This is a genomic window from Nostoc sp., assembly GCF_036919495.1.
Lineage (GTDB): Bacteria > Cyanobacteriota > Cyanobacteriia > Cyanobacteriales > Nostocaceae > Nostoc.
Genome location: NZ_JBALBZ010000206.1, coordinates 84629 through 103773, shown reverse-complemented (window position 1 = coordinate 103773; position 19145 = coordinate 84629). Strand labels below are relative to the sequence as shown.

16 protein-coding genes are annotated in these 19145 nt (G+C 41.7%); 8 read left to right on the top strand and 8 right to left on the bottom strand.

Translation table 11 applies throughout. From position 1 onward, the window contains the following. Window positions 1-138: 138 nt before the first annotated feature. The 3 genes from V7K25_RS28835 to V7K25_RS28825 all read right to left on the bottom strand — a co-directional run bounded on the left by V7K25_RS28835 (window position 139) and on the right by V7K25_RS28825 (window position 5641). Window positions 139-1383, bottom strand: a complete 1245-nt coding sequence (locus V7K25_RS28835) for a glycosyl hydrolase family 8 (protein WP_335162946.1) — start codon at window positions 1381-1383, stop codon at window positions 139-141. A 137-nt stretch (window positions 1384-1520) separates the two neighbouring features. Next, window positions 1521-3878, bottom strand: a complete 2358-nt coding sequence (locus tag V7K25_RS28830) for a tetratricopeptide repeat protein (protein WP_335162944.1) — start codon at window positions 3876-3878, stop codon at window positions 1521-1523. Further along, window positions 3875-5641 carry a porin gene (locus V7K25_RS28825; protein WP_335162942.1) on the bottom strand — a complete coding sequence of 589 codons (1767 nt, stop codon included), beginning with the start codon at window positions 5639-5641 and terminating at the stop codon, window positions 3875-3877. Before V7K25_RS28825 ends, V7K25_RS28830 begins: the two co-directional genes overlap by 4 nt. A 321-nt stretch (window positions 5642-5962) precedes the next feature. Here V7K25_RS28825 and V7K25_RS28820 point away from each other — a divergent pair, with 321 nt between their 5' ends. Then, window positions 5963-6757, top strand: a complete 795-nt coding sequence (locus V7K25_RS28820; RefSeq protein WP_335162940.1) for a hypothetical protein — start codon at window positions 5963-5965, stop codon at window positions 6755-6757. A 353-nt stretch (window positions 6758-7110) separates the two neighbouring features. Here V7K25_RS28820 and V7K25_RS28815 read toward each other — a convergent pair whose 3' ends face one another. Then, window positions 7111-7905, bottom strand: coding sequence for a hypothetical protein (locus V7K25_RS28815; protein WP_335162938.1), 795 nt, complete (start codon window positions 7903-7905; stop codon window positions 7111-7113). 674 nt (window positions 7906-8579) lie between these two features. Between V7K25_RS28815 and V7K25_RS28810 the strand changes: the two genes are divergently transcribed. Together V7K25_RS28810 and V7K25_RS28805 are read left to right on the top strand one after the other, a co-directional pair. Then, on the top strand, window positions 8580-10232 hold the full coding sequence (locus V7K25_RS28810; protein WP_335162936.1) for a cellulase family glycosylhydrolase: 1653 nt from the start codon (window positions 8580-8582) through the stop codon (window positions 10230-10232). A gap of 83 nt (window positions 10233-10315) precedes the next feature. Beyond that, complete coding sequence (locus V7K25_RS28805; RefSeq protein WP_335162934.1) at window positions 10316-12097, top strand: M61 family metallopeptidase; 1782 nt, start codon at window positions 10316-10318, stop codon at window positions 12095-12097. A gap of 82 nt (window positions 12098-12179) precedes the next feature. On the opposite strand, the gene pyk is transcribed toward V7K25_RS28805, so the two are convergent. Continuing rightward, window positions 12180-13949 carry a pyruvate kinase gene (gene pyk, locus V7K25_RS28800; protein WP_335162933.1) on the bottom strand — a complete coding sequence of 590 codons (1770 nt, stop codon included), beginning with the start codon at window positions 13947-13949 and terminating at the stop codon, window positions 12180-12182. Window positions 13950-14328: 379 nt separating this feature from the next. On the opposite strand from pyk, the gene crtR reads away from it, so the two are divergent. The 3 genes from crtR to V7K25_RS28785 all read left to right on the top strand — a co-directional run bounded on the left by crtR (window position 14329) and on the right by V7K25_RS28785 (window position 16123). Beyond that, window positions 14329-15219, top strand: a complete 891-nt coding sequence (gene crtR, locus V7K25_RS28795; protein ID WP_335163178.1) for a beta-carotene hydroxylase — start codon at window positions 14329-14331, stop codon at window positions 15217-15219. Window positions 15220-15610: 391 nt separating this feature from the next. Then, a complete protein-coding gene (locus V7K25_RS28790) occupies window positions 15611-15928 on the top strand; it encodes a hypothetical protein (protein ID WP_335162931.1) in 318 nt (105 codons plus the stop codon). Between the two features lie 66 nt (window positions 15929-15994). Beyond that, a complete protein-coding gene (locus V7K25_RS28785) occupies window positions 15995-16123 on the top strand; it encodes a hypothetical protein (RefSeq protein WP_335162929.1) in 129 nt (42 codons plus the stop codon). 137 nt (window positions 16124-16260) lie between these two features. Here V7K25_RS28785 and V7K25_RS28780 read toward each other — a convergent pair whose 3' ends face one another. Both V7K25_RS28780 and V7K25_RS28775 read right to left on the bottom strand, forming a co-directional pair. Continuing rightward, window positions 16261-16908, bottom strand: coding sequence for a hypothetical protein (locus V7K25_RS28780; RefSeq protein WP_335162927.1), 648 nt, complete (start codon window positions 16906-16908; stop codon window positions 16261-16263). Window positions 16909-16917: 9 nt separating this feature from the next. Continuing rightward, window positions 16918-17307: a hypothetical protein gene (locus tag V7K25_RS28775; protein ID WP_335162926.1), complete on the bottom strand. Its 390-nt coding sequence runs from the start codon at window positions 17305-17307 to the stop codon at window positions 16918-16920. 345 nt (window positions 17308-17652) lie between these two features. Between V7K25_RS28775 and V7K25_RS28770 the strand changes: the two genes are divergently transcribed. Further along, on the top strand, window positions 17653-17829 hold the full coding sequence (locus tag V7K25_RS28770) for a hypothetical protein (protein WP_335162925.1): 177 nt from the start codon (window positions 17653-17655) through the stop codon (window positions 17827-17829). A 593-nt stretch (window positions 17830-18422) separates the two neighbouring features. Here the strand turns inward: V7K25_RS28770 and V7K25_RS28765 are convergent. Then, window positions 18423-18974, bottom strand: a complete 552-nt coding sequence (locus V7K25_RS28765) for an opioid growth factor receptor-related protein (RefSeq protein WP_335162924.1) — start codon at window positions 18972-18974, stop codon at window positions 18423-18425. Between V7K25_RS28765 and V7K25_RS28760 the strand changes: the two genes are divergently transcribed. Next, a complete protein-coding gene (locus V7K25_RS28760) occupies window positions 18966-19133 on the top strand; it encodes a hypothetical protein (protein ID WP_335162923.1) in 168 nt (55 codons plus the stop codon). The genes V7K25_RS28765 and V7K25_RS28760 overlap by 9 nt on opposite strands. Window positions 19134-19145: the final 12 nt, after the last annotated feature.

Sequence of the window (19145 nt, the reverse complement as noted above, 5' to 3'; positions counted from 1 at the left end):
GTAAAAAGCACAAATATTTTGTTGCTTTTAGAACTTCAAAATCATCCCATCAGATTTAAAAAAAAATCAACGGAAGCCAGTCTGCCGGGAGTAAAAGTTAGTTGGGAAGCTTGTACCCTAACTCAGCATCAGGGGATATCATTTAAGCAATCGCTGGGGAATTGTCTTTGGAGGTAGCAATCCTAACCAAGCCAAATTCTGGGTGTAATAAGCAGATTGGTCTCCCCAAATTCCCTGCTTGTATTGAGGTAGTATTTTTTTTACAAGCAGTTCTTGAGCGATCGCTGGTTTCACTACTTGCATGGCGGCATACAACATAGCGTATTGGGATGTAGCTTCGTAATCCACTAATGCTTTCCCTTGTAAATCAATGCGTGCTGGTATCGATTTTTTACTCCACAGTTTTTGCAAATGCTGAGTCGATGTCACTAGATAGCGCTGTGCTTGGGGTGACTTAAACCAAGTAGCATCCAACGACAAACGCCACCAGACTCGATAGGAATCAAAACTATACAAACTCTTCAGATTGCTAGATGCTGGTAGGGTTTGGTATTGTCCTGTTTTGGTATTTAGAGCTACCCAATCACTGGGTAAACCGACGCTAGAAAGCGTTGCGGAATTTTCTAGCACTTGATAGCTGCTGTCTACCAAACTCAACCAATCATGTTGGGGGTCAACTTGTGCAAAGATGCGAAAAGCATAGGGTGCAAAATAAGAGGGATTTAGGTAAACGGTAGATGCATCCGGGACGAATGCAGCTACAGGCCCTGGTAACAGATAGCGCTCACCTTGGGTTTTTGAGATAGTGGACAAATTCCACAAATCTTGCAGTTTGAGTTTTGCTAGTTCCAGGTATTCCGGTTGATGCCAACGCCGTGATGCTAAAATCAGGGCAGTAATCGCATCTATATCTCCATCGCTAGCAAAGTTGCTGTCGATGACACCCCAGTTACCATCTTCCTTTCGTCCCCACTTCCAAGCCCACAAACTATCTGTGCGTTTACCAGCAGCTTGGCGCTGGAGGTTATTTTCCGACCAGTTTAAAGTCAGAGCAAAAGTTGCCGGATCGTTAATCAGTACTGCTCTTAGCAAAGCATAAGCTTGACCTTCACTAGTTGAGCGATCGCTTGCTTCGTAATCAATCACCCGCCCATCTGACTGAATAAATCTTTGGCGGTAGCTATCCCAACTTTGGACTAGTAATTCCCGGTTGGGGGTGGATTTAGGAAGATCGGTTAATAATCGACTATTACCTTCAGTGGGGACATTTGCCACCGGAGTTTGTTCATCCGGCGTTTTGGGGTTTGCTGCCGAGTAACTAGAGACACAGGCAGATAAACCAATCAGGCAGACAATAGCTGCCACTTTTGGGAAGTGCCACATCCTAAGAACAGTTTGATTTGTAATAGGACTTACGCAAAATATCTCTCAAACTCTTATTTCTCCGTGTCCTCTGCGCCTCTGTGGTTCGATTTTCCGTTACCTGTGCGTAAGTCCTGTGTAAAAGATTTAAGCGATCGCTAATTACTGTTTCGACGTTGATAATCTTCCCAAGGGGGTTGAAATCCTCGTCGTAGCAGAAAGTCTGTTTGGATTTGCTGTATTTGCCGAGATGCATCGCTATCGTTTCCTCCTTCTGCGGCTGCTTCTAATTGCAGTTGTTCTAGCTGTGCCAGTGCTGTCAAAGGCTGATCTAAAATTGCATTCAATCCAGCAAGGGCGCGGCGTGTGCCTTTGTCTTCCGGTTTTTGTGCCAACACTTGAGCATAAATCTCCTGTGCTGATTCAAAGCGGCGCTGTTCAAAGCGAATTCCGCCCAAAGCCGCTAAGGCATCGATGTTATCTGGTTGTTGCACCAAAATATTCTGATAGGTACTGCTAGCCAAATTCAAATCACCTACAGAGCGAGCCAACTCTGCCTGCAACTGGTATGAGTCAGAAGTGTTGGGAATGCGGGCAATCAACTGCTTCATCCGCGCTTGTGCTTGGGCAGGATTGCGTTTTGCTATCACCTGTAATAGTCGCAGTTGTAGTGGTATAGAAGTAGGGTCAGTTTCTACCAGATAACTATATAAAGCTTCTTTTTGCGGATCAGTAGGCAACGCTCCTATCAAACTGTATAGTTCTGGAGGAGTATTGGTTGCAGGTTGTGTAGCTAACCAATTGTTGAGAACTGCCTCTGCTTCTTGTTGGGAGATCCGCTTGGCTTGATAGGCGATACTAGCACGCCCTAGTTGAATCGACAAATTTTGAGGATTACGAGCTATTAATTGGTCATAAACTGTCACAGCCTCATCAAAACGCTTTTGTTGCAGTCGCACTCCAGCCAGTCCGCCCAAAGCAGCATCAATAATATCGCTATTGTTTGGCTTACTAGCAATCACAGCTTGGTAACGCTGGGCGCTAGCTTCAAGATTACCCTCACGACGCTCAATTTCTGCTGCTAGTAATTGGGGCGCCAGGTCTTTAGCACCTGCGGGGGTAGCTGTATAAGCTGCTAAAGCTTGCCTTGCCCCATTCAACTCTTGGCGCTGCACATACATCTGCGCCACCCGGAAATTCAAAAACGGTACGTTTACCCCCATTTGTAAAAGATTTTGGTACACAGGTAAAAACTCTGGGTCTGGAACATCAATGTTTACTAAAGCATTAGCTAGCTGTTGCAACTGGACGCGATCGCTCGGCGTTGATTGGATTGCAGTAGTCAAACGCTGTTTCAAGTCATTTTTACCGAGTAAACCTAGCTGATTTTCCAAAGCTAATTGCTGCACCACCAGACTTTGATCGTTGGGAAATTCTAACGCCACCCGTTGGTACAGTTGCAGTGCTGTTTGTCGTCCTTCGGGGAACCCAGTAAAGACATCAGCGACTTCGCGCAGTAGTTTGGGGGAAGGGTTAGGATTAGTTTGCAGTGCTTGACGGTAGAGATTGAAAACTTGCTGGGTGAGTGTGGGGTTATTGGTGTACTTGCGAATTTCATTGAGCGATCGCGCTAAGGGCAAAATCGCCTCTGGTCTTCCCTGTAATACATCTAAAACCGCCAACGCTTGAGCTTGTTGTTGATTGGCAAGGTATGCTACAGCTAGTTCTTTACGGGTTTCAAACCCCATCTCATTAAGTTTATTGGAGCGCTGCAACTGCGCTTCTAACACCTGTACTGCCCCTCCAGGATTGCCTGTTTCTCGTAAGGTGCGACCGTAGGCTAGTGCTGCATATTCTGTAATGGCTTTGCCGGTGGTGCGGTAGCGGTTAAACAACTCCAGTGCTTTAGGAAAATCCCCACTGTAACTATAAGTTTGAGCTGCATCAACAACTGCCTTTGGCGTGGGGTTGTTGTTCAGCACAATTTGGTAGTCTGCCAAGGACTCGCTTAATCGTCCTTGATAAGAGTAGAGTAGAGCACGGTAATGACGACCTTCTGAGTCATTAGGATTTAACTCTAATAAAGTTGTTAGAGCCTCAATTCCTTTTAAGTTCCACTCAGGACGATAAGTAGCCAATATACCAACTGTCTTTAAAGCTAGTTGGTTGTTAGAGTCTACTGCCAGTACTTGTTGATAAGCACTCCAAGCTTCGGGAATACGTCCGGCTTTGCGATAGGCGATCGCTAATCCTAACCTAACTTGCGAAGATTGCGGTTGACTTTTAAGGGCTTGCTGGAAGGCTGCGATCGCATCATTAATCAAGCCTTTTTTTAAGAATCCAAAACCCTTTTGTGCAGATGCTGATAAGCTCTGTGCTTGAGCAGGGGCAATACTGCCCAAAGGTGGCACAGTTAACAAGTAAGTAAAAAACAAAAATGAACAAGTAAAAAGAGAACGATATTTAATTTTTTTAGCTTTTCCCTTTTGCCTTTTATTTATATTGTTTTGGCTCATTGAGTAATTCTCCCTCTGGGAGTGATACCAAATTCTGATTTCACCCTGATACCAAAGACTGTTTCTGAGAAATCATCACGCGCTTGAACCGACAAGCCTAACCGGAGATTGTCAATAAATTTAAAATCATAGAACATTTCTAATACATCGGGACTATTTCCACGACGTAGCTGATCGTTAGAGAGAGCGCGTCCATAAGCTATTCCTACTCGGTCATCTGGGGTAAACAGATCCACAAAACTAGCTCCCAAGACGTAAGTATTGGCACCCTCTCCTAAAGTGCGGTTTTCGTAGTGACCATAGCGCCCAAATAAACCTAATTTCAGATTGGGAATAAAGACTTCGGCGTTTAGACCGTATGCTTCTTCGCGATCGTTTTTATCAGTGCCAAATTGATTGTTACCTCTGGCAATGCTATAGCTTTCAAGGAAGCTATCATTAACACCAGCGTCGCGATCGCTGGCATAAGTACCACGAATAATTGCATTGCCGTAACGGATACCGATTTCGCCAGCAAATCCATCTAAAGAAAAGTCACCGATTTTGTCTGCTGATGAAAAGACTGCTGCTTTGGCTTCAATATTGTCGGTGATACTCCAATCAGTTAAGAAACCAGTGCGGGAACTAATTCCTGTTGCTGCCAGTGCTGGGTTAGTTTGAAACACCGGATTAAAGAATTGACTGGCTCCATCTTTAGCAAAGCTGTTGCGATCAAAATAAGACGTTAAATCTATTTGACCGATCACAAACCGCAGATTAGGTACTCCTGCTAGTGAAGTCGCCAAATAAAGCTCGTTGATGTTCAAACCATCGTTTCGGGAGTCATCGAAGTTGCGGTTGCTGCCTTGGCTTGTTAAGTCCAAGGTTGCCCCAATCAAAGCTTGAGGAGACAGTGGGTAGACTCCGCTGACTCTCGCCCGCGCTGAGGTGTCGCCACCTTGGTTAATATAAACTCCTTGGAATTGTAAAGAGGGTTCCCTTAAACTACTGCTAGGAAGCTGGCGGCGTTGTTGAGTAGTTATCGATGGGGTAACTGGCACTGCTGTGCTTGGAGTGGGAGTTGTACTAAGGACTGATGGTGTTGTCTGTGGATTGGATAATTGTTGATTAAAAGTTGGTGCTGCTCCTGGTGCAGTTGATTCTGGGGTTGCAGGCAAGTTGGGAAGTGGTGGCAGAGGGGCTGTTTGAGAACTGAGTAGTTGATTAAAAGTTGGCGCTACTCCTGGTGCAGTGAATTCTTGCGTTGCAGCCGAGTTGGGAAGTGGTGATAGGGGGGCTGTTTGAGAACTGAATAGTTGATTAAAAGTTGGTGCTGCTGGTGCAGTTGATTCTGGGGTTGCAGACGAGTTGGCGAGTGGTGGCAGTGGGGCTGAACTACTTGGTGGCTCCGAGCCGTTCATCTGTCCCTGCAATCCTAAATTCAGGTTAGAAGTGTCCCCACCTGCTGCCACTCTTGGTGCAACAGAACTACATGCTGCTGCCGGGGCTTTTCCAGTTACCTGCTGCTGGATGAAGACACTCTCCATTTCTTGGAGATCGTTGACTGGTTTGGGTTCCACAACTTTCAACACTGGATTAGCGATCGGTGCAACTGCTACACCAGGCGTTACGCGTGGAGGAGGCAATGTTTGCGACCCAGACTGAGATTGTTGACTTTTATTAATGGGTAATTCAGTCCCTGGTAGCGGTTCTGCTAAACCCAATTGGTAGTCGATAGTCTTTAGCTGAGATGGGTTGACTTGAGCTGAAGATTTTTCGCTCACTGCCAGTACCCAGCAAATCGAGACAACGACAGTACAAAGCAGTGGATAAACCTTGTGGTACTGGTTTGGAAAAGTAAATTTATAACAATCGAGTCCTGTTTGCCTCATCAGCTTAGTTGGGTAACAACTACATATTTCGGTTATTCAATGTCGCTACTTTAGCAAAGGAAATGAGTATTAACCATTAGATTGAATAAAATTTGCAATTTTAAATTAATTGATTAAGAGTCGATAAAAATTGTTATTTTTAAAAACAAATTGGGCATAATAGGTAAAAACCTAAGCTTATTTGCAAAAAAACTAGATAATGTGCCTTTTGTCATGCAAAATCTTGATTTAAAGACTATTTTGACTCAATTTAAAGCTTTATTTTTTACTAATCCCCAGATAGGTACTTGCCTAATACTTTTAGCTACCAGTTATGGCTGTGTTCAAAAAGTACAAGAAAAGGTGGAGATGAAAATCGGAGATGTACAACCTATATCAAGTAAAGGTATATACAATATCGTCGGTAGTACCAATCTGCCCGAATCTAGCAAGATTACAGTGGCCGCTGTGCGTTATTTGCGTCCACTATCAGGACAAACAGAAGCTTTACTGAATCCAGACACGAATACTAACCGTTCAATTCTGGCTCGTCAAATTGTGGAAGTGAAACAGGGAAAATGGGAGGCTGCGCTGAATCTGTGGCAAGTTTCACCCAATGGTAGTTTTCAAGAAGCCTGGCAAGCAAATCCAGCACAAATACGACTGTTTCCAGAAGGTGGTGTTACATTTGTAGCTATTTTCGATCCTGCTACTCAGTCAGAACAGCCAGATAATCAAAACTCTCAAAAGTTAAAGTTAGAAAATCAACAGCTTGAAAAGCTTGAAAGCAACTTGATTCGCTTTACTAACGAAGGTGAAAAATATTTACAAGTTAGCCAAACTTTAACAGTACCCCTACCTACGGGGAAAACAATACCACCTCGTCGGCAACCGGAAGACTTGAATGGTGGTTGGGGAAACCGATATCAAATCCCGCCGCAATCCATAACTTCTAAAAGTACCTTACCTCCACCGATTAAAAATAGGCAAACGAATGCCTATCTGACTCCTTCAGAGTTTCTCCGGTAAGAATTATAGCGGTTCTCTGTTGATTAGGTACTAAACCCCATCCTCAACCCCTTTCTCGCTTGCGAGGAGGGGGCTATGATGTTGTATCTCATTTGATTAGGAAAAGCTATAACCCTCTCCTAAAAAACTATATTTGCTTAGGAGAGGGATAAGGGCATCAACCCCATATAAATACTTCTGTCTCTATTTACCCTACCCTACTTACTACTTCATGGAGGATGGGGTATTCAAACCTTCCATCAATCTCTTTTTGATAGATAAAAATTGAAATACCAGCCTCAATATGAGCGCTGGCATCCAGATATTAATTACCCAATAACCACTAATTCATTGGGCATTGATTTGAGTAAATTTTAAAGGACAGTATTATAATAAATCTGAAATTTAGCTGGGGATTCTACCTCAGTCTTTGTTGTTTGAGACGTTATTTGCAAATTGTCCTGCATTGCTTGCATCTGTAGCATCATCTCTTTAATTTGTTTTTGCAAGTCTTCAAATTCTGATGGCACAATTGCTGTTTGATTCATTTCACCAGCAGTAATTTCTTTGATACTATTGGGATTTTCTTGAGCATAGCCAAGGAAAGTCTGGGCAGATGCAAACGCAGAAGTAGCAGCAATATCTCTAGTAGTAGGATTTTGTTGAGTTGCAACCTTTGATACAGGATTTACTGGCTGTGCGTGTATCTCCGTCGGGGTTTGCGCTCCAATAGGTTGAGATGCAGTTATTGCATTTTTTGAGATGAGAGCTTGGTCAAAAGGTGCCTCATCATCTAAAAAAGCACTTAATCCAGAAATTTGCAATCGAGGCTCGGAAACTTGCCATTCTTTTAGTAATGTCTCTTTTTGCTGTAGGTGTTGCTTTAGATTAGATAATTCTTGTTGAATTTTCGCTGATCTGGAAGAAGAATTTCGCCAACCACAGAAAGCAAGTGCTGACATTCCAGACCCTATACTAAGTGCTGTTGCAAAAACTACGTAAGGGATAGCAATATCTCTAAGTTTGCCATAAAAAATAGGTTCTTCCTGAAATTTGATCCCAATTTGTTTATCGCCTAGTGTCGCAAGGGGAAATGACATTAAAGAAAATACACTTAGAGAAGCGATCGCAGGTGGTAGTAAAAATTTTTGCAGTGCAGAAAGTGTCATATTTAGAAAGCTTTTGTCAAATAAAAGACTATGAGTAGATTGCAGCAGATATAATTACCGCTTATAACATCTAGCTTATACAGAGTTTTCACGGTCACTCAATATGTTTACTGCCTTAGTATCTAAGTTATTCTCTATACGAGATATGTTCAATAGAAAACTCATGAAGAACTCAGTAAATTACGTAAATTTTTTGTAAATGAAGCAACCACTGCAAATTATACAAAGGCAAATGCAAAACATAAATAGAAGTTTATAAGCTGTTGCGCCTTTAATTTGCACTAATATTTTTTCAAGATGATTGTGGGGTGGGCATCCTGCCCGCCCTGATAATGCAAGTTATATACGTAACAGCTTACGTATTATCCAGCGAATATTTTAGCGTTATTGAGTTCCACTATCCAATTTTTACGGATACAGAAACAATAGTAGTCAAGTATTGCTCTAAGATTACTAGAATGGCCAGATGCATGGAAAGTTAATTAAATAATACAAATAACAGTCAAATAAATGCATTGTAATTAGAGTACATATATTTATTGGCGGCTAAAAATCACATTTACAAAATACTTTTTAGCTAAAGATGCTGTAAAATAGCCTTCCTCGTAAAAAGCATCATATATTTTTTTGCTGATTCAACTTAGATATTGCCCTACTAAAAAAGTAATAATAGTATGCAAGTTATCGATAAAAATAAACCAAGAACAGTGAGATTACATAAGCAATTACTGATATTTTCCCTAAGTCTAGTAGTATTTTTAGTAATTATCTTGACTAAGACACCTGCTAGTATTCAGCTAGATGCTGTTAGGGCTGCGATGCCAATAGAGCTACCACTTTCAACAAGTGGTAGCTCTATTGTTGATGCAAAAGGCAAGGTCGTACTGCTTAGAGGTGTTAATTGGTTTGGTATGGAAACTGATACGCACACCCCTCACGGTTTATGGCAACGAGATTATAAAGAAATGCTGGCACAGATTAAAAACTTAGGATATAACGTCATTCGCTTACCTTATTCTGTGGCAGCATTGCGATCGCTTAATGTAAGTGGCATTGACTATACAATTGGTAGCAATATAGAACTTCAAGGTAGAACACCCTTAGAGGTAATGGACTTAGTTATTCAGGAAGCAGAACGTCAAGGATTGCTAATGCTGCTCGACAGCCACCGCCTCAACGACCAGCAAATTCCAGAATTGTGGTATGGAGACGGCTTTACCGAAGCAGACTGGATCGATACTTGGACAATGTTAGCAATCCGCTACAAGAATCAAACTAACGTTATTGGCGCAGACTTAAAAAATGAACCCCACGGCAAAGCTAGCTGGGGTGATAACAATATAAGTACTGACTGGCGATTAGCAGCAGAACGTGCAGGTAATGCGATTCTGGGCGTGAATCCTAATTGGCTAATTGTCGTTGAAGGAGTGGAAAAGAATGTCCCCGGTCAAAAATTGCCACAGCATTGGTATGGTGGAAATCTTGAAGGTGTAAAAAACTACCCAGTGCGCTTATCTCTTTCTAATAAGCTAGTCTATTCTCCTCATGAGTACGGCGCTGGAGTGTACAATCAGCCTTACTTTTATGACTCTAACTTTCCTAACAATCTAATTGATCGCTGGCAAATAGGATTTAACTATATCGCTAGTCAGAATATTGCTCCCATCTTGATTGGGGAGTTTGGGGGACGGAAAGTAGACTTAAATTCCAAAGAAGGTATTTGGCAAAATGAGTTGGTAAAATACATTCAAAAAAATAACTTGAACTTTACTTACTGGAGTTGGAATCCTAATAGTAGTGATACAGGCGGAATTTTATTAGATGATTGGCAAAGTGTTGATCTACCCAAGCAGCAATTATTGTCCCAACTGCTCCCAGTTGTACAAGTTCAACCACCAGTTCAACCGAGTAATCCTCCTGTTTCCCCAACTCCAACACTTTCTGTCTCTCCAACTCCAACACCTTCTGTCTCCCCAACTCCAACACCTTCTCCTTCTGTCTCCCCATCTACTACTAGTACTGCTCAATTAAAAGTCACTACTGAGATCAATTCCAACTGGGAAACTGGATTTTGTGTCAGTTTCAAAATTACAAATCAGGGTAATACCAAGGTTAATAATTGGCAACTGGCATTTAATATGAATCAAGCTAAGATTAATAACTTTTGGAACGCAGATTTTAAACAGCAAGGAGCGATACAGTATATAGCGGCTCCTTTGGATTGGGGAAAAACAATTGAACCAAATCAAGTACGGGATACTGGGTTTTGTGCCAACAAACTTGGTTCTGACTACCAGCCGCAGCAAATAGCCGCAGTTTCGATTTGAAGTTAAAAGTTAAAAGGCGAATTTGTCATGATAAGAGAAATCACCAATCCCATTAATCATTGAGTATTAACTCAGCACACAAGATGACTGAAGCAACAGCAACTCGTTCCAATATCTATGTTCGGGAAGCCGGGCCAACGATTCATTACCTGGTGGCAATGTCCCAACCAGAAACCAATCTGTTTGAGGTGACTTTACACCTTGTGGATTACCCCTCGCCGCTTCTCGATTTAAAACTACCGGTGTGGACACCCGGTTCCTACTTAGTCCGGGAATACGCCAAGAATTTACAGGATTTTGGGGCTTTTGCAGAGGATAAGCCTTTATCTTGGCGGAAGATCAGTAAAAATCACTGGCAGATAGATAAAAAGGGTGTTTCAGAATTAACTGTACGTTACCGCGTTTTTGCGAATGAGCTATCGGTACGGACAAATCACTTAGATGCTACGCACGGTTATTTCAACGGTGCGGCACTATTTTTTAGAATAACGGGCTGGGACAAGCAACCCATTCGCGTCACTATCGTACCACCACGCCCGGAATGGCAGGTAACTACTGCCTTGCCACCCGTTGGTGAGCAAACAAATACTTTCTTGGCTGGCGATTTTGATACTCTTGTTGATACTCCCTTTGAGATTGGTCGGCACCAATTGTATAATTTTGAGGTTTTGGGAAAACCCCATGAACTGGCAATCTGGGGGCAAGGAAATTTCCAAGCCCAGCAGATGATTACTGATATTCAAAAAATTATTCAGGTAGAAGCACAGATGTTCGGCGGTTTGCCATATCAACGATATGTGTTTCTACTACATTTATTTAGCCAAGCTTTTGGCGGTTTGGAGCATAAGGACTCTTGCTCTTTAATTTACCAGCGTTTTGGATTTCGCGCTCAAGATAAGTACAATCGCTTTATCCAATTGGTAGCACACGAGTTCTTTCACTTGTGGAATGTCAAGCGAATCCGCCCAAAAGCGTTAGAGGTTTTTGATTACGACCAAGAAAATTACACACCATCATTATGGTTTTGTGAAGGTACTACTAGTTACTATGACTTGTTAATTCCTTTGCGGGCAGGAATTTATGATGTTCAATGGTATTTGAATAATTTGGGCAAAGAAATTACCAGATATGAAATGACACCAGGGCGCAAGGTACAACCTCTTTCTGAGTCGAGTTTTGATGCCTGGATAAAACTCTATCGCCCGGATGCCAATAGCGGGAATTCCCAAATTTCCTACTATTTAAAGGGAGAAATGGTATCGTTGTTGCTGGATTTACTGATTCGCTCTACTCACGACAATCAGCGCTCCCTCGACGATGTGATGCTGAAAATGTGGCAGCAATTTGGGAAAGATGAAATTGGGTATACTCCAGAACAGTTGCAAGAAGTTATCGAATCTGTTGCCGGAATTGATTTGACTGATTTCTTTAAACGCTACATTGATGGCACTGATGATTTGCCTTTCAATCAGTATTTAGAACCCTTTGGCTTGCAGTTGGTAGCCGATGAGCAGGAAGAACCTTATTTGGGTGTGAGAATAAATACAGAGAATGGGCGGGAAATGATTAAGTTTGTGGAAACTGGTTCACCTGCACAAATAGGGGGAATTGGTGCAGGTGATGAATTATTAGCAATTGATGGAATTAAGTTAATGGCGGGTGGCTTAAGCGATCGCCTGAAAGATTACCAACCAAATGATAAAATTGAAGTCGCAGTTTTCCACCAAGACGAACTCTGTACTTATTCCATCATCCTCGCTTCACCACATCCCACTCGGTATCAGGTAAAGCCTGTTGAGCATCCTAACTCCACACAGCAGCAAAACTTTGCTGGATGGCTTGGGGTAGCGATCGCAACTGTTTAATAAAGGGATTGGGCATTGGGGATTGGTTATTAATTCTTCTCCCCTGCCCTCTGCTCCCCTGCTTCTTCCCCACTCCCCACTTCTAAGCTGTTCTCACCGCCCCAGAGTAAATCAAACCCCGTTGCAGATCCAGGGTTATAATCGCCCCATCCCGAATCGCCTGCGTTGCATGCTTCACGCCGACAATCACTGGCACACCGAGACGCAAACCAATTACTGCTGCGTGACTTGTAAGACTTTCTTCTTCGGTAATAATACCCGCAGCTTTCCGAATTGCTTCCACAAAATCAGCACTAGTGCGGGGTGCAACTAATATGTCTCCAGGATTAAAGTTACTCACATCCATACCAGTATTGGCCACCCGTGCGCGGCCACTTACTGAACCTTGTCCTAGTCCAATTCCGTGACCTAGTACTGCCGTCACCACCTCTACCTTAATCAAATCTGTAGAGCCAGAAATACCCTGGAGTGTGCCAGCTGTCATCACTACTAAATCTCCCTGGGACAGTAACTGAAGTTCCTGAGCCACATTAATCGCAGCTTGAAATGTCTGACCAGTGGAAGGTAATCCTAGCACCAACAACGGTTTGACTCCCCACACCATCTGTAGCTGCCGCGCCACATTTACATGGGGTGTCACTGCCAAAATCGGTGTACGAGGACGAAACTTAGAGACATTGCGAGCGGTTGCCCCCGTTTGCGTTAGGGTCATGATTGCTGCTGCGCCAAGTTGTTCGGCAATTTGACCCACAGCTTGACTAATAGCATTAGGAATGGAGCGGCGGGCATCTCTTGAAGAACGTAAGTTCAAATGTTGGGCTTCCTCCTGCTCCATCCGCTCGGCAATTCGTGCCATCGTTGCCACTGCTTCTACTGGGAAGCTACCCACAGCAGTTTCATTGGAGAGCATTACCGCGTCGGTGCCGTCTAAAATTGCATTTGCCACATCCGATACTTCAGCGCGAGTGGGACGGGGATTGCTCACCATGCTGTCTAACATCTGGGTGGCAGTGATGATGGGAATCCCCAAGCGATTTGCTGTAGCAATTAGCCGCTTTTGGAGTACCGGAACATCTTCAGCTGGCAATTCCACCCCTAAGTCACCTCTGGCAACCATTACGCCATCACACAAAGCCAGAACCGCCTCCATTTGTTCAATGGCCTCGTGCTTTTCAATTTTGGCAATCACTGGCACTTGCTTGCCTGTACTGGAAATTAGTTCTTTAATTTCGATCATGTCTTGCGGATTGCGGACAAAGGAAAGTGCCACCCAATCTACACCTTGATCTAGACCAAACATCAGATCCTCTCGGTCTTTGTCGGTCATTGCCTTGATTGACAGGTAAACGCCGGGAAAGTTTACGCCTTTATTGTTAGAAAGTTTTCCAGGCACGGTAATCCGACAATGCAAATCACCTTTGTCCCGGTTAATCTCCTCCACAACCATTTCTACTCGTCCATCATCGAGGAGGATTTTTGCTCCAACTGGGACTTCTTCAGCTAAATAATCGTAGGTAACGCAACTAATTTCCTGCTTACCTACAACTGGACGATTTGTCAAGGTGAAGCGATCGCCTTTTGCTAAAACTATAGACCCGTTGTCAAATTTCCCCAAGCGAATTTTTGGGCCCTGCAAGTCTTGGAGAATTGCCACTGGCTGATTTAATTCAAAGGCGGTTTGCCGAATTAACCTAATACTACGCTGATGGTCGGCATGAGTTCCGTGGGAGAAGTTTAGCCGCAGCGTCGTGGCTCCCGCTTCAATAATCGCCTTGAGCATTTCAGGACTGCTAGTGGCGGGGCCAATAGTAGCGACAATTTTTGTCCGGCGTAGAGAATCTCTTAATTGCATAGGGGCTGAAGTTAGGGAGCTATCTGGGAAGTCATCGTAACTTAAATGGCATCTCCTTTTCAGTCACTGCTATATCAATAGATATAAGCAGTTAGAGAGGGCTTATGGGAGAGTGGAGGCTGTGGGATAGACTAGATATAGTACATCAATCTTGTGTCCATCTTCCCAACGAAGGTGTTTATCCCATCAACTTCTTGCCAATTGTCATACCCCGCTTATCAGTAAAGACTAATCCTCGTCTGGAATCATAGCGTTATTCATCTACTGATATGCAAAGCTATAAATAAATATTGCTATACAAAACTTTACAAAATTTTATTCTTTCCTAATCTTTATCGTATATTTGTAATGTTTGATTAAGAAGGAGTCAATGTTAGAGATGATCGCATCGGAGGCACAAAAGCCACTGACAATCCCGCCAAAGGAATTTTTAGCGCCTCCTGGTGATTTTAATCCCACGTTAGTGCTTTTTTTGGTAGCTGTAGCAATGCTGGTGTTATCTAACTTTGGTTACTGGCTTTGGGAATGGCCGCACTGGCTGTGCTTTAGCGTTAATACTATTGCCTTGCATTGTGCTGGGACGGTAATTCATGACGCTTGTCACCAATCTGCCCATCGCAACCGGGTGATGAATGCGATGTTAGGGCATGGCAGTGCATTAATGCTAGCTTTTGCTTTTCCAGTGTTTACGCGGGTGCATTTACAGCATCATGGACATGTCAATCATCCCGAAGACGACCCAGATCATTATGTCTCTACGGGTGGCCCACTATGGCTGATTGCGGTGCGATTTTTGTACCATGAGGTATTTTTCTTTCAACGGCGACTGTGGCGGAAATATGAGCTATTAGAATGGTTTATCAGCCGCTTAATTGTCGGTGTAATTGTTTATATATCAGTGCAATACCACTTTTTGGGTTACATTCTAAACTTTTGGTTTATACCCGCTTTTGTGGTAGGGATAGCACTGGGATTATTTTTTGACTATTTGCCCCATCGTCCTTTTGCGGAGCGCGATCGCTGGAAAAATGCTCGCGTTTATCCGAACCAAGTTCTCAATATTCTGATTATGGGACAGAATTACCACTTAATTCATCATTTGTGGCCTTCTATTCCTTGGTATAATTATCAGCCTGCGTACTATGTGATGAAGCCCCTGTTAGATGAAAAAGGATGTTATCAAACTTCAGGATTATTGCAGAAAAAGGACTTTTTTGAGTTTGTTTACGACATCTTTTTAGGAATTCGGTTTCATCATCAAAAAGAATAGAGTTATTGTATAGCGGTTCCCATTCTAGATGCGGTACAAGATTACATCACTAGTATAGGGGCACGGCAGTGCCTATTGGTGTCAACTTAACCTGAAACCCATGTCGCGCAAGGAACTGAAGTTCCTTGCTAATAGCTAAAGTCTACTGAAGTAGACTAAAGAATTTTAGGAATATTTAGTCTACTTCAGCAGACTTTAGCTTGGAGCTTTGAACTTTAGTTCGAGGCGGGTGAGTCAGCTGAAAGTTTAGCTACTTATTAGCTTAAGTTGACACCAATGGGCAGTGCCGTGCCCCTAAGGATGTACCTCACAAAACGAGAACCGCTATATACAGCGATCGCCCACTAATGGCTAGCACTGGTAAATTGACAATATACGGAAACGTCCTGCTATGTATTTAGGACGAGCTTCCATATCAAATCTCCGCACTTTTGTGGCAGGTTACTGCTTTGCCCGTCGCCAGATGGGAATTCCTCAAACACCTCAAGAACAGCAATTCTCAGAATTTCAAACCTGGATTCAGCAGAGATTTAATTTAACTTCCAATCAGACTTGGGATCAGATTATTTTATTTTTTTCCCAAGATGAACACACTGCACTAGATGAGTTTTTCAAATTGTTTGATGAATTCATTCAAACAGAAGATTCTAGAGAACTTCAACCGAATACAACGAATAATTTGATAATGGTTTCAGGAACCCAAGATTAAAAGAAGCTTGAAATGGATGCTTTAGTGCAAGAACTCTACACAAATCTTTGATTTGAATAACCACACTTGGAGCGATCGTTGCTAGGATATTGCCAACACTGGGTATCAATGGAAGTAAATCAGGTAGGCGATCGCTCTCAAAAGAAAGCCAAATCAGTAATTTTGGTTGGTGATGGATGCAAGCGATCGCAGTAATTAAACTCACGTTATATTAAAGGCGGAAACTGCTACAGACTGCGCGAAACACCCAAACATAAAGGCGGAAGTTGCTGCAAGGAAGACGGAAGTTGTTACAGGAAAGGTAATACCGTTTTACTTTAAGAAGTATACATTTAGGCAACCTGGAGAACCGAATATTCACATTCCAAAGCTATTTTTTTCCTCAGTAAGCTGAAATTTTCTAATGTGATCAGAAGGGTTGGCAAGATAATATAAACCATTAATAAAATTAGTAAAAATAATAAAATTACGAAGCTAGCTATACTAGCAATATAGATAAAATTATCCATGTTAAAAATCAAATGGATAATCTTTTGTCCTAAGGAAATATGTTCTTTATTCCAAGCATTGGCAGAAAGGTGATAAAAATCAATTATTAATTGCCATAGTAGTAGGACAAATACATATATTATCAATAATCCTATCAATAATATTAATATCGATATTACAGAAAAAACATCGCTTAATTTTAAATTTCTCTCCTTTTCCTTCTCCTTTCTTTCTTTTTCCTTTTTTATTGTAACCAAAATTTCAAATAAACATGTATATGGTGGAGGTGGCGGAAGCTTGAATGCTATAACAAATAAAACTAATGAATTCCAGAAGAAAATAAAACCTTTTGAAGGAGGCTTAAACCCTTGCTCTCTATGTTCGCGGCAGAAAGCAGAGAGCAGTTTTCTTTTTGCCTCCTGCCCTCTGCCTCTTGCCTTCATTGATAAATTGCGGAAGAAAATAAAAACTTTTGAGTATAATTTTTTCATGATTCCGCACTATATCTCATTCTCTTTTTTTTGTTCTGTTTCACCTTTGATTTCTGCGAATTTCTGAAGTGCCTTGGGAGCAAAAGCTGCCACCAAGAAAATAAATGTCATGTTTACATCACTACTTGAGGAGTTGTTGTTTGTGTTACTTGACTTGTGAGCATTAATCAGAGATAAAGAACCAAAAATTATTGCTGTAATAAGAGCAAAAAAACACATCAATCTAATTGATGATTTATGTCCCTGATTGTCTGTCAAGAAATTACCTTTTACTAAATTATTTTGTTTTTTAAGTGATTCATCTAGTAATTGATTTCGGTTTTTTAGTAATTGATTTTGGTTTTCTATTAATTGATTTTGTTGTTGTAATTCGTCTACTGTTATTATCCCTGCTGTCATATATTTAATCCTTAGAATTTGAAAGTTTATTCACAGCAAGATAGTACACTTTGTAATACTTCTAAAGCAATGGAAGTTTGCCAACTTAAGCACAGCAAAATTAAGAATTATTACAATCATCGCTCTAAACCATCAGTAGAAATCTCTTCAATAACTGAGAAATTGAGAATTTTGAGCAAAGTAAAAGATTGATTTTTCGCCCAAAAGAACGCAAAATTATCTAAAACTCAGCAAAGAAAATTTAGTTACATAGTATTAAAACTGCGTGTATTATGAGTAGGAAGAGAGGAGGACAAAAAACTTGGATTACAGTTGAACCTAGATATAAATGAGGTCAACTTACCCATGACTCCACCTGAAGAAATTCGCTCAAGAGGAATAACACTGCTGGAACAATTATCGGGAGAATCTTTACTAAAAGCAGTTAAATTTTTAGAATCCCTTTCTCAAGAGCCTTTACCGCTAAGTCAAAATAAGTTTGAACATAGCAACGGTGTTGTGAAGAATATTACGCTCAATTAAACTAAAAATATTTTTCAACAACCATAAAAATAACCTCTCGAAGCGATCGCACCTTTAATTGGTACAATCGTACTCTTTAGAGGTTATTGTTCAATAGAATTATTAATTTTTGAACCGAATTATTCCTCTACACCCAATACTGTTCGGTTAAGGCAAGAGACGCGATGAATCGCCGTCTCTACAATAATCAGTCCTTTGTCTTGACGGTGATTTATCGCGTCTTTGGCGATCAATAGTTTTCATCAAAAAACTTTTAATCGAACCGAATTATTCCTCCACACCAGCATTTCCTTTGCTAATTCGAGAGCGGCATAGGCGTAGCCTATCGTAGACATCGCTTGCTCACGGCTGACACTGGGAAAATGATCTAGAAACTCATCCAGTCATATAGTTTAGTATGTGCCTCACAGACTACCTTTTGCTCCTAAACTCTCATCATCTAGGATGTAGAACACGTATTTCACTATAATTTCTATTTTTGTAGTAAACTGCGATCGCTATTTTTCTACCGTCGCCTACAGATAGCTTCAAAGTGCATCAGGCTCTGAGTCTAAACCAAACCACTTCAATGCTGCCGACATCCAAAGAGATTGTTACATTTTTGCATTGGGTTTGACTGCAATTGTCCAATACTGAAATGTTTCACTTCCAATGCGATCGCTATCCTCACGGTAGATTTGCCGCAAGCATTCATAAAATGCTTGGGCTTCATTCTCCAATCCAAATGTTATTAAGCACTTTAATATACGGGTGATCCGAAGATAATTGTGGTTACATATACAGACCCATTCGGGTTTACGATTCGGATAGTCTTCTGACTGGCTGACAATTATTTTTCCGTCATTTCTCTGGTAGCGTTGCAACCTATAAAATTTAAGCATGACTGTGAAGGAACGCAGCAAATTTTGACGTAGGTGTGGGTTGCTTTGAAATGCTTGAATTACTTTCTCATCAACAATGGGTGCATCACGATTGAATGCACTTCGCTCAGACAAAGGGAACAACCACTGAATGTAATTGTGGATGCACTCCAATTGTTCAAAATCCCAAGTCCACATCTCTTGAATTGTGCGACCTTCTGAATCTCGTTGCTCCCCTAAGTAGAACGGAACAAGCATTGCACTGAGTTGTTTTTGATGATTCATTGCAAACTACCTTCACAACTCAACATCTTGATTTTAGACGCGATCGCCTCACCAATAGACTTCAAATCACTGCGACAAAGTAGTAATATTCTTCCACCAGCAGCAGATTTAGCAGTCAAAATAGTACAAAATTATATTTTTATACTTTTTGTTACATAAATTTTTATTTTA